The sequence below is a fragment of the Flavobacterium sp. AC105 genome, assembly GCF_979258495.1.
The window spans coordinates 359,397-381,005 of record NZ_OZ409860.1; the positions used below are offsets into that span (position 1 = coordinate 359,397).

Annotated in this window: 4 protein-coding genes; all 4 read left to right on the plus strand. The window is 36.7% G+C overall.

All coding sequences use genetic code 11. The annotated features are described in order from the left end of the window. The first annotated feature begins 162 nt into the window (after window positions 1-162). The 4 genes from ACZ0AH_RS01495 to ACZ0AH_RS01510 all read left to right on the plus strand — a co-directional run bounded on the left by ACZ0AH_RS01495 (window position 163) and on the right by ACZ0AH_RS01510 (window position 21,589). Window positions 163-8,964 carry a T9SS sorting signal type C domain-containing protein gene (locus ACZ0AH_RS01495; RefSeq protein ID WP_463474128.1) on the plus strand — a complete coding sequence of 2,934 codons (8,802 nt, stop codon included), beginning with the start codon at window positions 163-165 and terminating at the stop codon, window positions 8,962-8,964. A gap of 161 nt (window positions 8,965-9,125) precedes the next feature. Next, the gene (locus ACZ0AH_RS01500) at window positions 9,126-12,989 is read left to right on the plus strand and encodes a T9SS sorting signal type C domain-containing protein (protein ID WP_463474129.1); all 3,864 of its coding nucleotides are present in this window, start codon (window positions 9,126-9,128) and stop codon (window positions 12,987-12,989) included. 603 nt (window positions 12,990-13,592) lie between these two features. Beyond that, entirely contained in the window at window positions 13,593-20,312 is a 6,720-nt protein-coding gene (locus ACZ0AH_RS01505; RefSeq protein ID WP_463474130.1) for a fibronectin type III domain-containing protein, read from the plus strand. Window positions 20,313-20,773: 461 nt separating this feature from the next. Next, entirely contained in the window at window positions 20,774-21,589 is an 816-nt protein-coding gene (locus tag ACZ0AH_RS01510; protein ID WP_463474131.1) for a T9SS sorting signal type C domain-containing protein, read from the plus strand. The last annotated feature ends 20 nt before the right edge of the window (window positions 21,590-21,609 follow it).

Consider the following 21,609-nt stretch of genomic DNA (forward strand, 5'->3'; position numbering starts at 1 on the left):
TAATATTTTTGTGCCAGAATATAACGAGTTTTAATCTGTCTAAAAAACAGCATTTTAGCTTTTATTTTTAAGTTTAAAAAGCCAAAATTAAAGTATTGAATCAAAAAAGCAGTACTATTTTATTTTCTTTTTACGCCAAAAACAAATTTAATACCACGCCTTATGATTCGAAAACTACTTTATTTCGTTCGTTCTTTCTTTTTATTTTTTTCTAATTCTTCTAAAGAAAGGTCTATTACTCCTAGTTTAAGATTGCTTTGTTTGGGGATGTTTTTTGTTGTTTCGTTTGCTAATGCAGCAACTTATTATTCTAGGGCAAGTGGACTATGGAATGATAGAGCTACATGGTCTACCAGTTCTGGAGGGGGACAAGTTGGAGTTGGAGTTTTTCCAGGGGCTAATGATACAGTAATTATTGAAAGAGGGTTTACCGTAACAGTAAATATTACTAATGCGCAATGTGGTAGTATACAATTAGGTAGTACTGCAATTGCAAGTAGTGCAGGAATTTTAACTTTTGCCACGACTGGCTCTCCAAATTTAACTGTTTCGGGAAATATTCAATTGGGAGCTAGTGGGAATACTACAAGAAATGGAACTATTACATTTGTTTCTGGTGCAACATTATCGGCTTCAGGTATAATATTTGGAACTACTGGGGCAAGTGCAGGAATTGTAACAATGACTGCTGGTTCAGTATTAAATGTGGGATCTTTTACAGTTAATGTTTCAACAACTGCTGGTACCTTTACACCAAGTGCAGGTACTGTAAATATGACGGCTAATAATAATTTGCCTAACACTGTAGTAACTAATTTTAACAATTTAACTATTTCTTCGGGAACCACCACTACAATGACTATTCCATTAACTGCTAGTGGAACTGTAAATATACTGGGGACTTTAAATACGAACAATAATAATTTAAGCATAGCTGGAGATTTTACCAGCACTGGTACATTTAATCCAGGAACCAATACAGTGACATTGAATGGTACAGGCCAATCTTTTAATGTTGCTAATTTTAATAATCTTGCACTTGCAGGTACTGCTTCAACAAAAACATTTACAGGATCTGCTGTTACTATAAATAATAACATATCTATTGCTACAAATATAATCGCCAGTTTAGGTAGTGGTCTTACTCATACAGCGGGATCTCTTACATTGGGCGGGACTGGTCAGACTTCTGGTACATATGGAAGTACGGGTTCTGGTGCTGCTAATAAAAATGCAACTTATTTTGGTGCAGCAGGAACAAGTATTTTGTCTATCAGTTGTAATGCAGGTTATTGGACAGGTGCTACAAGTACAGATTGGAATGTTGCTACCAACTGGTGTAGTGGAACAGTACCAACTACTACAACAGATGTAACTATACCTTCTGGGATACCAAATCAACCAACAATTGGAAACATAACCGCAACAGTTAAAAGTTTAAATATTAATAATGGTGCTACTTTGACAATGTCAAATAGTACAAGTTCAGTATTACAAATAAACGGTAATTTCAATAACAACGGGACTTTTACAGGAACAGCTTCTAATACAGTTAGTTTTGTAGGTACAGCAGATCAAACGGTTGCAGGTTTTACTGCTGGAAACATTTCTATGCTTAAAACTGGTGGTACAGTTACTTTAAATGGTGCTTTAACATCACCTAATCCATTAGTAATAAATGGTACAGGAGGGACATTAAATTTAGGAGTTGGCTATACACATACTTTTCCGTCTGTAACACTTACTGCAGGAACTTTAAATGGAGGATCTAGTATACTTGCTCTTTCGGCTACAACACCTTTCACGGGAACTGCAACTTTTACACCAGCAACAGGAACGGTTAATCTTAATGGTGCAGGCCAGTCTACTGTATTTTCAAATTTTTATAACCTTACTTTATCAGGAAGTGGTACTAAAACATTTTCAGTAGCAACAACTATTGCAAATACTTTAACTATTTCATCAATAAGTGTTAAAGCTAGTTTGCAGTCCTTTAATCATACTGCTGTTGCTTTAATATTAGGAACATCTACAAAAACGGCAGGAGCTTACGGTGGTACAGGTGCCCTTCCAACAGGTACGACTATAGATACAGGTTATTTTAATAATGGTACTGGAAAGGTAACAATTACAACAGATTCATGTTTGTCTTTTGCAGTTGTGGCTCCTATTACAAAAGTAGCATTTAATACTATTAGTAATTCAAGTTCAGCAGTAAGCGCATCAGCTCCTGCTTATGAGTCTTTTGCAGCAACTACGACAGTTACCAAAGGTCAATCGTATGGATTAGTAGTAAATGGCAATACGAATGGAGATGTAAATGTATATTATACTGCTCTTTTTGATTGGAATAATAATGGAAGTTTTGCCGATGCTGGTGACGGAAATGAACAAATTGGTACCATACGAAATTCATCAGGACTTGATGTTAAGTCAACATCTGGATACATACTAATACCTACAACAGCTACAACAGGTACTGTAAAAATGCGTATTATAGCACAAGTTGGTTCTTATGCTGGAACTGGTTGTACAACAAACACAAATACTGGTCAGATTGAAGATTATACCATAACACTTCAGGCAGGTTGTTCAGGTTCGGCAGGACCAACAGCTGGAACTACGACATCAACTGCATCGTCGGTATGTCCAAATGTTCCTTTTACTTTGTCTGCAGGAACAGGAATAACAGACGGCGCTACTTATTTATGGCAGACATCTCCGGATAATAGTACATGGTCAAGTGCTCCAACTACACCAACTACTTTTTTCAGCAGTACTTTTTCGACTGATCAGGCAGCAAACACGACTGCTGGGAACATAACTCTTAGTGGACCTAGTACTAGTATAACAGGTGGTGAAGCGATTTTAACACCAAACATTGGAGGCTATCAGGGAGGTTTGTTAATTAATAATACACCAGGTACAAGTGTTAATGCTTTTACGGCCACATTTGATTATAAAATTTATAGCGGAAGTGGCGCTGACGGTATGAGCTTGAGTTACGCAGGTAATATTGGAAATGGTACTGGAGGTGGTGAAAGTGGTGAAGGTTCCGGAATTATTTTGCAATTAGATACTTATGATAATGAAGGTGTGGGTTCGGGTGGAAGCCGTGTTAGAATACTTTATAATGGTGTCTCTCTTTTTAATACAGCGATTGATAAACCTTTCAACTTAAGAACATCATCTGGAAATACTGTTGTTATGTCCGTTGACAATAATGGAAAATTATCTCTTTCTATAGCAGGAACAGTAGTTGTAGCTAACCTTGTTTTACCGGGAACTTATTTGACTGATGATAAATCAACATGGAGATTCAAATTTTCAGCACGTACAGGTGGTTCAAGTGATATTCATAGTATAGATAACGTAACGATTAAATATTTAGATGTTACAAATACAGGATCTACTTTTACAACTTCACAAACAACCCCAACTTATTATCGTGTAATTGTTACCTGTGGTGGAAGTACTCCCTGGGCTTCTGCATTTGTTAACATGACTTCGGCAGCAATTACAGATATGACAGCATCTACTTGTAGTGCAACAGCATTTTCGGTAACACCAGTAAATATAACAAATGGAAGAGTTCCATCAGGAACAACATATACTTGGCTTGCTCCAACATTACAATCTGGTTTAACAGGAGGAGCTGCAAGTACAGGAAGCCCTAGTGTTATTTCAGATAGTACATTAGGAAATCCAACAACTGGGGCATTGACAGCCACTTATACAGTGACTCCAACAACAGCAGGTTGTGCAGGACCAACATTTAAAGTAGTGGTTACAGTAAATCCATTACCAACTATAACAACTGCTGCTACTCCTGCAGGTGTTATTGCCGTTTGTACCAGTACATCTGTTCAACCTACAACAATGGCATATACTGCTACTACAGCAAGTCCTACAAGTTATAGTATTGACTGGGCAACCTTGACAGATCAGGGCTCAACTCCCCTTACATTTGCTGCCGGCGGAGGAAACATAACAGGAATTAGTGTTCCTGCTGGTACTGCTGCTGGAACTTATACAGGAACCATGACCATTACAAATGTCAATGGTTGTACTGGGACAAAAGCTATAACACTTACCGTAAACGCATTGCCAACAGCAGGCTTAACCAGCAGTGATGCCGATAATATATTTTGTGCCGGAACTTCAGTTACTTTTACAGCAAGCGGCGGAACTAATTATAATTTTAGAGTTGCAGGAAGCAGTGTTCAGAACAGTACTTCAAATACCTACACTACAACAGCATTGACCAATGGTCAGGTTGTGGATGTAATTGTTACGAACGCTTCAAGCTGTACAGCTACAAGTACAGGAATTACCAATACCGTAAATGCATTGCCAACAGCGGGATTAACCAGCAGTGATGCCGATAATATATTTTGTGCCGGAACTTCAGTTACTTTTACAGCAAGCGGTGGAACCAATTATAACTTTAGAGTTGCGGGAAGCAGTGTCCAGAACAGCACTTCAAATACCTATACTACAACAGCATTGACTAATGGTCAGGTTGTGGATGTTATTGTAACAAACGCTTCAAGCTGTACAGCTACAAGTACAGGAATTACCAATACCGTAAATGCATTGCCAACAGCGGGATTAACCAGCAGTGATGCCGATAATATCTTCTGTGCCGGAACTTCAGTTACTTTTACAGCAAGCGGCGGAACCAATTATAACTTTAGAGTTGCTGGAAGCAGTGTCCAGAACAGCACTTCAAATACCTATACTACAACAGCATTGACCAATGGTCAGGTTGTGGATGTTATTGTAACAAACGCTTCAAGCTGTACGTCTACAAGTTCAGGAATTACCAATACCGTAAATGCATTGCCAACAGCAGGATTAACCAGCAGTGATGCCGATAATATATTTTGTGCCGGAACTTCAGTTACTTTTACAGCAAGTGGCGGAACCAATTATAATTTTAGAGTTGCAGGAAGCAGTGTTCAGAACAGCACTTCGAATACCTATACTACAACAGCATTGACCAATGGTCAGGTTGTAGATGTTATTGTAACAAACGCTTCAAGCTGTACAGCTACAAGTACAGGAATTACCAATACCGTAAATGCATTGCCAACAGCGGGATTAACCAGCAGCGATGCCGATAATATATTCTGTGCCGGAACTTCAGTTACTTTTACAGCAAGCGGCGGAACCAATTATAACTTTAGAGTTGCGGGAAGCAGTGTTCAGAACAGCACTTCAAACACCTATACTACAACAGCATTGACTAATGGTCAGGTTGTGGATGTTATTGTTACGAATGCTTCGAGCTGTAGCAAAACAAGTACAGGGATTACCAATACCGTAAACGCATTGCCAACAGCGGGATTAACGAGCAGTGATGCCGATAATATATTTTGTGCCGGAACTTCAGTTACTTTTACAGCAAGCGGCGGAACTAATTATAATTTTAGAGTTGCAGGAAGCAGTGTTCAGAACAGTACTTCAAATACCTACACTACAACAGCATTGACCAATGGTCAGGTTGTGGATGTAATTGTTACGAACGCTTCAAGCTGTACAGCTACAAGTACAGGAATTACCAATACCGTAAATGCATTGCCAACAGCGGGATTAACCAGCAGTGATGCCGATAATATATTTTGTGCAGGAACTTCAGTTACTTTTACAGCAAGCGGTGGAACCAATTATAACTTTAGAGTTGCGGGAAGCAGTGTCCAGAACAGCACTTCAAATACCTATACTACAACAGCATTGACTAATGGTCAGGTTGTGGATGTTATTGTTACGAATGCTTCAAGCTGTACAGCTACAAGTACAGGAATTACCAATACCGTAAATGCATTGCCAACAGCGGGATTAACCAGCAGTGATGCCGATAATATCTTCTGTGCCGGAACTTCAGTTACTTTTACAGCAAGCGGCGGAACCAATTATAACTTTAGAGTTGCTGGAAGCAGTGTCCAGAACAGCACTTCAAATACCTATACTACAACAGCATTGACCAATGGTCAGGTTGTGGATGTTATTGTGACAAACGCTTCAAGCTGTACGTCTACAAGTACAGGAATTACCAATACCGTAAATGCATTGCCAACAGCGGGATTAACCAGCAGTGATGCCGATAATATCTTCTGTGCCGGAACTTCAGTTACTTTTACAGCAAGCGGCGGAACCAATTATAACTTTAGAGTTGCGGGAAGCAGTGTTCAGAACAGCACTTCAAATACCTATACTACAACAGCATTGACCAATGGTCAGGTTGTAGATGTAATTGTAACAAACGCTTCAAGCTGTACAGCTACAAGTACAGGAATTACCAATACCGTAAATGCATTGCCAACAGCGGGATTAACCAGCAGCGATGCCGATAATATATTCTGTGCCGGAACTTCAGTTACTTTTACAGCAAGCGGCGGAACCAATTATAACTTTAGAGTTGCGGGAAGCAGTGTTCAGAACAGCACTTCAAACACCTATACTACAACAGCATTGACTAATGGTCAGGTTGTGGATGTTATTGTTACGAATGCTTCGAGCTGTAGCAAAACAAGTACAGGGATTACCAATACCGTAAACGCATTGCCAACAGCGGGATTAACGAGCAGTGATGCCGATAATATATTTTGTGCCGGAACTTCAGTTACTTTTACAGCAAGCGGCGGAACCAATTATAACTTTAGAGTTGCTGGAAGCAGTGTCCAGAACAGCACTTCAAATACCTATACTACAACAGCATTGACCAATGGTCAGGTTGTGGATGTTATTGTAACAAACGCTTCAAGCTGTACGTCTACAAGCTCGGGAATTACCAATACCGTAAATGCATTGCCAACAGCAGGCTTAACCAGCAGTGATGCCGATAATATCTTCTGTGCCGGAACTTCAGTTACTTTTACAGCAAGCGGCGGAACCAATTATAACTTTAGAGTTGCAGGAAGCAGTGTTCAGAACAGTACTTCAAATACCTATACTACAACAGCATTGACCAATGGTCAGATTGTGGATGTTATTGTTACGAATGCTTCGAGCTGTACGTCTACAAGTTCAGGAATAACAAATACAGTTAATCCATTACCAACAACCCCAACAGCCTCAGTTACAACACAACCAACATGTGCAATACCAACCGGAATTATTACAATTACAAATCCGGCACCAGCTTCAGGAATTAGTTATAGTATTGATGGATCAGATTATACCAATACTTCAGGAGTATTCACAGGAGTTGCAATTAACTCGTATAATATAACTGTAAAAAATGGTTCAGGATGTATATCACTTCCAGCTTCAGTAACGGTAAACCCTCCGGCATCTAAAACATGGACAGGAGCTACAGATACAAACTGGAATACAGCAGGAAACTGGACACCATCTGGCGTACCAACAGCTGTAGACTGCGTGGTAATTCCTGATTTAACTCTTATTGCAAATAAACCGGCTATTACAGGAGTTAATGGTAATTTTAGTGCCTTTACATTGACTATAAACGATAAATCTTCGTTAACTGTTGGAACAACAAACACTTTAAAAGTAGAAGGTGCAGTAACCGTTATAGGTACAGGAGCTTTAACTTTTGAAAACAATTCAAGTTTACTTCAAACCAATACAGGAACAAATATCAATACTGGAAATATTATTTATAAACGAGATACTGCGCCAGTACGTCGTTATGATATAACGTATTGGTCAATACCGGTTACATCAGCAACATTTACGCTTCATGATTTATCACCAAATACTTTGGGCGATAAATATTATACATATGACCCGACAAACGGCTATATTATTAATTATAACGGAACTTCGACAATGACATCTGGTTTGGGTTATCTTGTCAGAGCACCACAGCCTTTTGATATTGATATTCCGGCAATTTATTCAGCATCTTTTGTTGGAGTGCCTACAAACGGAAATGTTTCAATAACACCTCAGGCAACCAAATGGAATCTAATCGGAAATCCGTATCCATCGGCAATAGATGCTGATGAGTTAATAAATAACAATTCAACAGGAGCATTATATTTCTGGACACACAATACCAAACCAAGCAGCGCGCTTCCCGGAGATGGTAAATACAATTATACAAGTGCCGATTATGCGGTTTATAGCTTAACAGGGAGTGTGTCTACAAGCGGCGCAACTTCAACAACTGGGTATTTAGCAGCACCAACTGGAAAAATTGCTGCAGGTCAGTCTTTCTTTATGAAAGCTGCTACAGGAAGCCCTATTGTGTTCACGAATCATATGAGACTTGCAAATCATAACGATCAATTTTTCAAGAGTTCAAAATCAAGTGAACTTGAAAAAAACCGTCTATGGATAAATTTCACTAATGCTGAAGGATTGTTTAAACAAGCTTTAGTGGGTTATATTGAAGGTGCGACAAACAGCTGGGATTTAAATTATGATGCAACTACTATAAATGGTAACACGTATGCGGATTTCTATAGTATCAATGAAGCAAAAAAACTGACTGTTCAGGGACGTGCTCTGCCATTTGACAATACTGATGAAATTCCGTTAGGATACAAGACTACAATTGCAGGAGATTTCACCATTTCTATAGATCATGCAGATGGTTTCTTTAACGATCAAAATGTTTATTTAGAAGATAAAACGGCCAATAAAATACAGGATTTAAAAGCCGGTGATTATACTTTTACAAGTGCAATTGGAACATTTACAGATCGTTTTGTTTTAAGTTATGTTAAAAAGACCCTTGGAACAGGCGATTTTGAAAATCTTGAAAACAGCGTTTTAGTTTCAGTAAAAGACAAAGTAATCAAAGTAACTTCTACAAAAGAATCTATAAAAGAAGTTAGCATTTACGATGTAACCGGAAAACTAATTTATCACAAAAAGAAAGTAGATACAACTGAATTGCAAATACAAAACTTACAATCAAGTAACCAAACTTTATTGGTAAAAGTAACTTTAGATAATGATTATTCGACAACTAAGAAAATCATTTTTCAATAAATAAAAAATGAATATCATCAAAAAACCATTCCTAAATTGGAATGGTTTTTTGTTTTTAAAATAATCCAAATATCACTAAAAGTGGGTATTGTGGTATTTATCAAAGTCAACTACTTTTCGGCTTATTCTTACAAACAGTAATAACCGAATATTTTTCAATTTTGATTAAAAAATTAATTTGCCTGGTATCTTTAATAATTTTACCGCTTAAAATACAACTTTATGCACAACAAGGAAAAGTAGATATTACTTTTAACAAACTTGATGACGGGTTAAATGGAGATGGTTTCGATAATGCAGTTCGAACTCTTTCTCTGCAGTCAAATGATAATCTAATAGTTGGTGGCGATTATTTAGGCCTCAATGGAATTTCAACCCCATATTTAACCCGACTAAAACCCGACGGAACAATTGATGAAAATTTCAATACCGGAACCGGTTTTAATGGTAAAGTTTATACAACTTATTTGCAGCCTGATGGAAAAATAATTGTTGGAGGAAGTTTTACTACTTATAACGGAATCAATGCAGGAAGACTTATTCGGTTAAATGCAAACGGTTCATACGATGAAACATTCAATACCTCAATAGGTGTAACAACGGGAATTATCTATGATATTTCTGCGCAAACCGATGGTAAAATTTTAATTGTCGGAAGCTTTACAAAATATAATACTGCTACAGTAAACAGAATTGCGAGGATTTTGCCAAATGGAACTTTAGACACTTCCTTTCTAACAGGTTCAGGCTCTTCATTAAATATTACGCATGTCAAAGTTTTATCTGATGGAAAAATTTTACTAGGCGGAAATTTCGCGTCATTTAACGGAATTTCAGCCAATAAAATTATTCGACTGAACTCTAATGGGACTGTTGATACTTCTTTTAATATAGGCGAAGGTTTTGATGATGATATAAGTGCAATCGCCATTCAACCTGATCATAAGATTATTCTGGGAGGAAAATTTACAACTTATAACGGATTCGCAGCTAATAGAATTATTCGGATTAATGAAGACGGAAGTATTGATAGTAGTTTTTTGTCCGGATCGGGTTTTAGTGCCGGAGCAGTTCAAATTATAAAGACAGATTCTTTAGGAAACATTATGATTGGTGGATCTTTTACTGGTTTTTATAATGGTAAAGAAGTAAATCGAGTATGTTTTTTAAACTCAAATGGTATTATAAAAACAGATTTTGATTTTGGATCAGGACCCGGATCTGCGTCTGTTTTAGCTTTAGAAAATGATTCAGAAGGATCTTGGTTCATTGGCGGCTCATTTTATGTTTTTGATGGATTAAACCAGGGAAGATTAGCAAAGATTAATAATGAAGGAGAACACGATACAGGTTATTTATCTTCTGGAATTGGTTTTGATAATTCTGTTTGGAAAATTTTACCATTAGAAGATAAAAAGACAATGGTGTTTGGAAATTTTACCAAATTTAATGGAGCTTTGAATGCTAAAATTGCCCGGCTTTTAGAAAACGGTTTGTATGATGAAACTTTTAATCAGGGAAAATCCGGAGCAAATAATCTGATAAAAACGGCAGTATTACAGTTAGATGGGAAAATTATTTTAGCCGGAAATTTTACAAAGTATAATGAAATTATCTCTAATAGAATTATTAGAATTTTCCCTGACGGATCAATTGATAATACATTTAATGTAGGGGCAGGATTTAATAGTCAGATATATGCAATGGAAATCCAGCCTGACGGGAAAATAATTGCAGCCGGAAACTTTACCCGTTACAATAATGATACTTCTATAATAAGAATCGTGAGATTGCTAACTGATGGTTCGCGTGACCCGACTTTTAATGTTGGCTTGGGAGCCGATGCAATAATTGAAAGTGTTGTGATTCAGAAAGACGGAAAAATTTTAGTTGCAGGACGATTCAATACGTTTAATAATCGTTCATTTTCACGTTTAGTCAGGTTAAATACTGACGGCAGCATAGATTCCGGTTTTAATATCGGAACAGGATTCGATAAAATTATTTATACAATTGCATTACAATCAAACCAGAAAATAATTGTTGGAGGTTCGTTTTTGACCTTTAACGGAACTTCCCAAAAAAGAATTCTTCGATTAAATTCGAACGGAACCTTAGATACAACTTTTGAGTCGGGAATAGGTTTTAATAAAGGAGATGTTCGTAGTATTCTAATTCAGCCCGATGATCGTATTCTGGTTGGAGGAACTTTTTCAGGAACTTATAAAAGCAATGTTGCGTTGAGATTAATAAGATTATTAAAAACAGGAGATTTTGATCCTTCGTTTGATGCGCCTCTCAACAACAAGCTGTATGCAATGAGCTTTACACCCGATTATAAATTATTAGTGGGAGGTGATTTCAACTCGGTTTCCGGAATTTCAAAACATAGAATCGCGCGTTTAAAATTATGTTTAGAATCTACAGTCTGGAATGGTACTTCATGGTCTAATGGTTTTCCGTCAGGCGGAAAAGAGATCTTTTTTAAAGAAGATTATAAAAATTTAGCAACAGCAAATGTTTGTAGCTGTACTATTGATGAAGGAAAAAAAGTAACACTTTTAAGTGGAAATACACTAGGAATAGAGTTTTCATATCTCGGATCCGGGACTTTAATTTTAGAAGATTCCGCAAGTTTATACCAATCAGATGATGATATGATCAATACAGGAATTATTCATCTTAAAAGAAAAATCAAACCTATTTTAAAATTTGATTTTACATATTGGTCATCGCCTGTTGATCATCAAAAATTAATAGATGTTTCTCCAAATACCCTAGGCGATAAATTTCTGTCTTATAATTCTGTATTAAAAGATTGGAAAATAGAACAGCCAACAAACAATATGATTATAGGTATAGGTTATGACATTAGAGGACCTCAGGAATTTTCAACAACGATACCTTCAAGCTTTGAAGCAACTTTTAAAGGAATTCCCAATAACGGTAAAACAGAAGTGAGCTTAGGAAGTAATAATAGTTACAGTCTAATTGGAAATCCATATCCGTCCGCTCTTGATGCTGATACTTTCTTAGTAAAGAATGCATCAAAAATTTTAGGCACACTTTATTTCTGGACGCATAACACACCGGTAACCAATTATAAATACACTTCAGATGATTATGCCGTTTATAATTTATTAGGAGGTGTAGGAACAAGAGAAGCAATTGCTTTGGGTATTAATGAAACAATTCCTGATGGTACAATTGCAGCTGCACAAGGTTTTTTTGTGAAGAGTAAAGATATTGGCGAAGTTGTATTTAATAATAGTATGAGAATATCCGGAAGAAATTCAACTTTTTTTAAACCTGCTAAAAAGGATCAGAAAACTAATAAAAGCACAATTGAAAAACATCGAATTTGGTTGAATTTAAAAAATAATGATGGTGCTTTTAAGCAAATTTTATTAGGGTATATTAATGGAGCAACTAATGGATATGATGAAAATTACGATGCGGTTTCTTTTAACGGAAATCAGTTCATCGATTTTTATAGTCTGGCTGATAATAAGAAATTAGTAATTCAGGGCAGAGCCTTGCCTTTTGTAGAAACAGATTCAATTGCATTAGGCTATAAAACGACTTTCGACGGCAGTTTTAATTTAAATATTGATCATGAAGATGGAGTATTTGAAAACCTGGATGTTTTTATTGAAGATACAGATTTAAAAATTGTTCACAATTTAAAGAATGGCGATTATACATTCAATTCACAAAAAGGGACGTTTAATACTCGTTTTATTTTTAAATTTGTAAACCGAGTACTACAGAATGAAGAGTTTAGATTTATGAAAGAAAATGTTTTGATATCAGTAAAAAATAAAATAATAGAAATTGATGCTATTACCGAAAGCATAAAGAATGTTACCATTTTTGATGTTTCCGGAAAACAAATTTATGCAAACAACAGAATTGAAAATACGAAGTTGTCAATCAAAAGTTTGTTTTCAAGCAGTCAGTTTATAGTAGTAAAAGTTACTTTAGGAAATGGAAGTACAGTTAGCAAAAAAGTTATTTTTCAATAATATAGTTAACAGAAAAAGTTACTAAATAATAAAACCGCTATATAAGTTAAGAATCAAATTCTTTTCCTTGATCTTAAATCCATTCCATTTTAAGGAATGGATTTTTTGTAACATCATAAAATACTTTTCATTATTATGTTTTTATAGTATATGTAATAATTAAGACTTAAATAATGAAAATGTAAAGTTGGTGTCAAAGATTAACAATTTTAAAAATTATACTATTTATTATTGTTTATAAATAGGAAAGTGTTAAAATTCAATTCTTTAGCTAAAATATTTGGAAAGCTTGTAAAAAAAATCGTACCTTGTTATTGTATTCATCTAAAAATACACTAAAAGCCGTTATAATAAACGTTTACACGCTTTTTATCCTACTAAAAAAATCAATTTTTTTAGTATTTATTTGCCTTAATTACTGATTGTTAATTTTAAATGCCACATTAAATAAGCAAAAAAGTACTCTAAGTTTATTTCCTCTATTTCTTTTGAAAATGAGGGCACTTTTGTGCTCCTGTCTTCGTATACGCGGTATTTAAAAAATTTTAAAATGATTCTCACTAAAATTTGAATCTGCTTTTAAATTATTAAAAATACCACAGTATGAAAAAAATTTCCTCTTTATTAGTACTATTACTTCCAATATTTTTTTACGGACAATCTATAACATTTTCCACAGGATCCACAGATCACACTTTTCCTGCAGGAGTAACTCCTATTACTGTTCAGGCATGGGGCGGTGGGGGTGCAGGCGGTGGCTCTACAGTTCCCGGTCTAAATGTAGAAAGAGCCGGAGCTGGTGGCGGTGGCGGTGCTTTTGCAGGCGCCTCACTTACAATACCTTCTGGTGCGACATTGTCTATAATTGTTGGTGCTGGTGGATCTGGTGTTGTTGGAGGAAATGGAAATGCAGGAGCAGCCTCTACAATTACTGGATATTCCGGACTCATTAATGCAGTTGGAGGAAGTGGAGGAGCGGCTAATAATGCTGGTGGAGTTCCTTTAGGAGGTGCTGGTGGAACTGCGTTAGCATCTACAGGTACTACAAAATTTGATGGAGGAAAAGGTGTAGACGGCCAAACAGGATTACTTATTTCATCTGGCGCTGGTGGCCAAGGAGGTAATAGCGGAGGACTTGGTGGAACAGGAGTTGCTACATTATTGGGCAGTACCACAGGAAACGCTGGTGCTGTTCCCGGAGGTGGAGGTAGTGGTTCAATATCACCTTTATTAGGATCTAATAGACCTGGAGGAGCTGGAGGAGCAGGAAGAATTATTATTTCGTATACATGTCCTGTTTATAGTTTAACAAGTACAGTGGGGTCTATAGTTAATTTATGTTCCGGAACCTCATCAATTATTACACTTACAGGCAATTTGCCAATTGGTCTGTATAAAGTTTCTTATCAGTTAGCAGGAGTAGCACAAACTCCTGTAAATATGAGCGTAACTACGACCGGAACAGGTAGTTTTATTGTTCCGGGATTTACTACTTTAGGAAATAAAACAGTAACAATAACAAATTTAACTTCAGGAACAAGTGCTACTAGTTCAGAAAATTGCAGCTCTGCAATCAGTTCTGGTAATACTGCTGTAATTACTACAACCTCATCAGGAACTGCTCCGGTAGCAGTGGCCGCAAGCAATGCAACATGTACTCAATTTACTGCGAATTGGCAGGCAGTATCCGGTGCGACCAGTTATGAATTTGATCTTGCTTCAGATATAAATTTTACAACTATTTTAATTAATGCCTATAATACCGGAGCAGCTTTAGGAGCAATTATTACGGGTTTAACTTCAAATACAACTTACTATTATAGAGTAAGATCTTATAAAAGTCCTTGTGTTAGTGTAAATTCAAATACTATTACTTATAAAACGCCAATTGTTCCTTTGACTGTTACTTCAGCCGCTGCAACTAATATTGTCTGCAGCGTATTTAATGCAAATTGGAATGCAGAGGTAAATTCAACTTCCTATTTGTTAGATGTTTCAACTAATAGTTCATTTAGTAGTTTTGTAACCGGTTTTAACGGTTTAGATGTTGGAAATGTTACGACTCATACCGTTACAGGTTTGACGGCTGGAACCACCTATTATTACAGAGTTAGGGGTAAAAATGGTTGCGGAACTGGTACTTCATCTACTACTCAAACCGTAGCGACTGTAAATACACTCCCCGGAACAGTTACAGCAACAGCAGCGACAAATGCAATTTGTAAAGTTTTTAATGCCAACTGGAATGCGGGATCTCTTGCAACCAGTTATTTATTAGATGTTTCAACTAGTAATGCATTTGCTAGTTTTGTTACTGGTTTTAATAGCTTAGATGTAGGGAATGTTACCACCTATAACGTGACCGGTTTGACGGCCGGAACAACTTATTATTACAGGGTAAAAGGAAAAAATGGCTGCGGAAACAGTACTACTTTTTCTAATACGACATCAGTTACAACTTCATCAGCAGCGCCCGTTGCACCAACTGGAGTTGTATCATCTAATATTTGGTGTACGCAGTTTACAATGTCTTGGAATTCGACCGTAAATGCTTTGGCATATGATGTACAAATTTCAACAAATGCTGCATTTCCTGCAACAAGCGCTACACAAACTTATACTGACATTACAACTACAAACCATACTTTTACAGGTTTAACAGCAGGAACAAATTATTATTATAGAGTTTTAGCAAAAAATGGCTGCGGATCAAGTGCTTATGGTGTTCCTTCACCTGCTTTTATAACTACAACTGCAATTCCGGCAACACCAACTATTTCGCCATCCGGAAGTGCCAACTTTTGTCAGACAAGCAGTTTAGTCCTTACTTCTAGTGCCAATACAAATAATGTATGGTCTACGGGTGAAACAACTAAAAGTATTACCGTTACATCAGCAGGCAGCTATACAGTAAAAGTTGTAAATACAGGTGGATGCGACAGTGCAGTTTCTTCGGCAACAACAGTTAATGTTGATGGTTTGCCAACAGCAACAGCAGGCGGAAGTCAGACAATATGTGCTAATGGTTCTGCGACTATAAGTGGTGCTACTGCAACAAATGGTTCTATTTTGTGGACAATTAATGGTGGATCAGGAACCTTAACAAATGCAACAACACTTACACCCACATATACACCAACTTTAGGTGGTCCTGCAAGAGCAATTGTTTTAACAATGACTGTAACAAGCAATAATACCTGTACGCCACAAATGGCTATGGACACGTATACAGTAAATGTTCAGGCTGCACCAACTGCAATTTCATCTGGTTCTCAAACAATTTGTCCAAATGGTTCTGCGACTGTAAGTGGAGCGACAGCAACAAATGGTACTATTTTGTGGACACATAACGGTTCTGGGTCACTTACTAATCAAACTACAGAAACGCCAACGTATACTGCGGTGCCAGCCGATATCGGAAATGTAGTAACATTAACAATGACGGTAACAGCCACACCAACTTGTACAACTCCTTATACTGCAACTGCCACTTACCCTATAACAGTCAATGCCATAAATACAGTAGGGGCAGCTGCTATACTACCCACTTTTTGTGTTAGCACACCAATAACTGCTATTACCAGAACAACAACAGGTGCAACCGGTATTTCAAATGACGGAACTGCAGGAGTCAACGGACTTCCTGCCGGTGTTGCGGCAACTTGGGCATCAAATACGATAACAATAAGTGGTACGCCAACAGCATCAGGCACTTTTAATTATAGCATACCTTTAACAGGTGGCTGTGGAACAGTAAACGCGACCGGAACTATTATTGTTAATGACGTGCCACAGGGAAGTTTAACCGCCAACGGTCCGTTTTGTACTTCAGGTTCTGGGCAATTAACATTTACAGCCACAGCAGGAACCGGTCCTTATACTATTGTTTATAATGATGGAACAGCAGATCGAACCGCAACTAATATTACAAGCGGAACAGCGTTCGCGACATTTACGCCAACAGTTACAAGCACCACAACATATACCTTAGTTTCAGTTACTGGAGCAACATGTGTAAGAAGTTCCGGATTTACAACAGGTTCAGCAACTATAACGGTGAATTCTGTACCACAGGGAAGTTTAACCGCCAACGGTCCGTTTTGTACTTCAGGTTCTGGACAATTAACATTTATAGCCACAGCAGGAACCGGTCCTTATACTATTGTTTACAATGACGGAACCGCGAATCGAACTGCAACTAATATTACTAGCGGAACAGCGTTCGCGACATTTACGCCAACAGTTACAAGCACCACAACATATACTTTAGTTTCAGTTACTGGAGCAACATGTGTAAGAAGTTCTGGATTTACAACAGGTTCAGCAACTATAACGGTGAATTCTGTACCACAGGGAAGTTTAACCGGCAACGGTCCGTTTTGTACTTCAGGTTCTGGGCAATTAACATTTACAGCCACAGCAGGAACCGGTCCTTATACTATTGTTTACAATGACGGAACTGCGAATCGAACCGCAACTAATATTACTAGCGGAACAGCGTTCGCGACATTTACGCCAACGGTGACGGGTACCACAACATACACTTTAGTTTCAGTTACAGGAGCAACATGTGTAAGAAGTTCCGGATTTACAACAGGTTCAGCAACCATAACGGTGAATTCTGTACCACAAGGAAGTTTAACTGCCAACGGACCATTTTGTACATCGGGCGCGGGACAACTTACTTTTACAGCCACAGCCGGAACTGGTCCTTATACTATTGTTTATAATGATGGAACAGCAGATCGAACCGCAACTAATATTACAAGCGGAACAGCGTTCGCTCCATTTACTCCAACGGTGACGGGTACGACTACATACACATTAGTTTCAGTTACTGGAGCAACATGTGCAAGAAGTTCTGGATTTACCGGAAGTTCAGCAACTATAACTATTAATCAAATACCATCGCCAACTTTTTCTAGTCAGCCAGCAGCATCAGTTTGTGTAAATACTGATATTACTTATACAACTCAAACAGGAGAAACCAATTATGTCTGGACAGTTCCGGGAGCTGCAGGTACAGATTATACTATTATTTCAGGAGGGATATCAACAACTGATAATACAGTCACATTACAATGGTTAACATCAGGAAATAAAACGGTCACAGTAAGTTATTCTTCAAACGGATGTGCTGCATCAACAAGTGCCAGTAATACTACTAATGTTACAAAAACAGAACGTGGTGTTGTAAATGGAGGATCGCACATTTGCAGCGGAGATCCTAGTCCTTTACTGACTTTACATAATTATGTTGGCACGATTGTTAGATGGGAATATGCCGAGGCAATACCATATGTTTGGCAGCCAATAAACCATACAGCTGATACATATCAACCGGGAATATTATCAACCAGTACCAGTTATAGAGCCATAGTGAGGAACGGAACTTGCGCTGAAGAAACTGCAATAGAAACAAGAATTGATGTAGACCCAAGACCTGTTACACCAACATCAGGTGCTATTATACAGCCAACTTGCATTAATCCTACAGGAAGTATAGTTTTAAATGGTTTGCTGTCTACGCCTAGTTGGATAATCCATCAGGATGGACCATTTATTCAAAACTATAACGCATCAGGATCTACTTTTACAATTTCTAATTTAGCACCAGGAATTTACACTTTTACGATTCAGGAAAGTGGAAGTTGTCCTTCGCAGCCAACAGTTAGTATTGAAATCAAAGCACCGGTTACAAATACCTGGAATGGAATAGCATGGTCAAAAGGAAGTCCGCCAACAAATACAGATACTATTCAGTTTTCCGGAAATTATCAAACAACAGGAGATTTAAGTGGTTGTTCTTGTGTGGTAGATCCCGGAATTAACGTTATAGTAAATTCAGGACATACATTAACGATTACAAACTCGGTAAGCAATAATGGCGGAACATTAACTTTCGAGAATAACGCCAGTTTACTGCAAGTTAACGATGCTGTTAATACGGGAAATATTATTTATAAAAGGAATACTACGGCAGTAAAACGTTATGATTTTACACATTGGTCTTCACCCGTTACGCGTACTCCGGCATTTACCCTACACGATTTATCACCGCTTACTTTAGGAGATAAATATTTTAAATACGATCCTTTAAATGGCTGGATAATAAGTTACAATGGAGTCGAACCAATGGATAAAGGAATAGGCTACATTGTTAGGGCACCTCAAAATTATGATATATACATACCTGCTGTTTACAATGCAACATTTATTGGCGTCCCCAACAATGGTCCGGTAAGTGTTCCTTTGGTTGCAGCTGAGAAATGGAGCCTGATTGGTAATCCATATCCATCAGCCGTATATGCAGATCAATTTATTGTAGATAATTCACCCAATTTATACGGAACGTTATATTTCTGGACACACAATACAACCCCTATTCCCGCAAACGGTCAGACTAGCTATACAAATGATGATTATGCCATTTATAATTTAACAGGCAGTGTTAGTATCGGAGGCCTTGTTGGTACTGGAGCATCATCACCAGGAAATCAGAATCCACCGCTAGGTTATATCGCAGCAGGGCAATCTGTTTTTGTAAAATCCAAAACTGCTTTAAATGCCATTTTTACCAATTCAATGCGGGTTCCGGGAAATAATAGTCAGTTTTTTAAATCGAATAATAGTAATAAACAAAATATTGAAAGACATCGTCTTTGGCTTAATTTAACCAACACTGAAGGGGCTTTCAAACAATTATTAATTGGTTATGTCGAAGGTGCTACTAACACTTGGGATAATAATTTTGATGGAGTTACTTTAGACGGAAATAAATACATAGACTTTTATAGCATAAATGATGATAAAAAACTAGTCGTTCAGGGTCGTGCCCTGCCATTTTCCGAATCTGATTTTATTCCGTTAGGATATAGATCAATAATTGCCGGAGACTTTTCTATTTCAATAGATCGTGCCGATGGTAATTTGACTAATCAGGCTGTTTATTTAGAAGATAAGGTATTGGGTATCACACATGATTTGCGAGCCAGCAATTACACTTTTACCACAACAATTGGAACCTTTACAGATCGCTTTGTTTTAAGATATACTAATAAAACATTAGGTATTGACGATGTTGAAAATCTTGTAAATAATGTTTTTGCTTCGGTAAAAGACAAAATCATTAAATTGACTTCAACCAAAGAGCCAATAAAAGAGGTTTCTATATTTGATCCGTCCGGGAAACTAATTTATAACAATAAAAAAATTGGCACAACCGAATTACAAATACCAAACCTTCAATCCGGTAATCAGGTTTTACTAGTGAAGGTTACTTTAGAAAATGGATACTCAACATCCAAAAAAATTATATTCTGATTAAATAATTTTGAAATCCATTCTGTCTAAAGAATGGATTTCGTTTTTATGTTAAAATTTTACAAATATAAGCAGATAACTTGTTTTCTTGCAAGACTATAGATAAAGAGAAGTAGTGTTAAAATGTTCCTTTTAAAGTTAAAAACAATAACAAAAGTGTAAAAAAAATCATATATTGTTATTGTCTTTGTTCGTTAAACGACATAAAAGTCCGTTAAAATGCTTTTACTATTTTTCTTCTAAAACTAAATCAACGCTTGAATTAGTTTTTTTACTCGCCTAAAGACCTTATTTAAATATCTATTTAATAGGCAAAAAGTACTTTACAATATTTTGTATTTTTTAGTTTCAGGACATTTTTCTTGTGTTCTGATTACTGTTTTATGGGGTTTAAAAGTTTTAAAAATGATTCTCATTTGCGTGTGAATCTAAATTATTTCAATTTTTTAAAATACCACATTATGAAAAGAATTTTATTATTAGTACTATTATTTTCAATACAATCTGTAATGTTTTCAAAGTCTGTTTCAACTGTTATAGATGGATTTGATATGAAGCATAACAGCTCAGGAAATTTAGTAAATCAGAAGAAACTTGTTTTAGAAAGACACCGCCTTTGGCTTAATTTAACCAATACCGAAGGAGCTTTCAAACAATTATTAATAGGTTATGTAGAAGGCGCAACCAATAGTTGGGATAACAACTTTGACGCACTCACTTTAGACGGAAATAAATATTTAGATTTCTATAGTATAAACGAAGATAGAAAACTAGTCGTTCAGGCCCGGGTATTGCCATTTGTCGAATCTGATTTTATTCCGTTAGGGTATAGATCTACAATTGCAGGAGATTTTTCTATTGCGATAGATCACGTAGATGGAAATCTAAGTGATCGACCTATTTATTTAGAAGATAAAGTTACAGGTATTGTACATGATTTGCGAACAAGTCCTTATACTTTTACAACAACAACCGGAACCTTTCTAGATCGTTTTGTATTGCGATACAGTAATAAATCACTAGGAATTGGTGATGTAGAAAAACCTGGGAATACTATTTTTGCTTCAGTAAGCAATAAAGTGATTAAATTAACTTCTACTCAGGAATTTATAAAAGAAGTTTTTATATATGACCTTTCGGGAAAACTACTTTATGATAAAAATAATATAGGTTCAACCGAATTAGATGTGCCAAATCTTCAATCACAAAACCAGATTTTATTAGTAAAAGTAATTTTAGAAAATGGTAATATAAGTACGAGGAAAATTTTGTTTTAAGAATATATAAATATTAAACT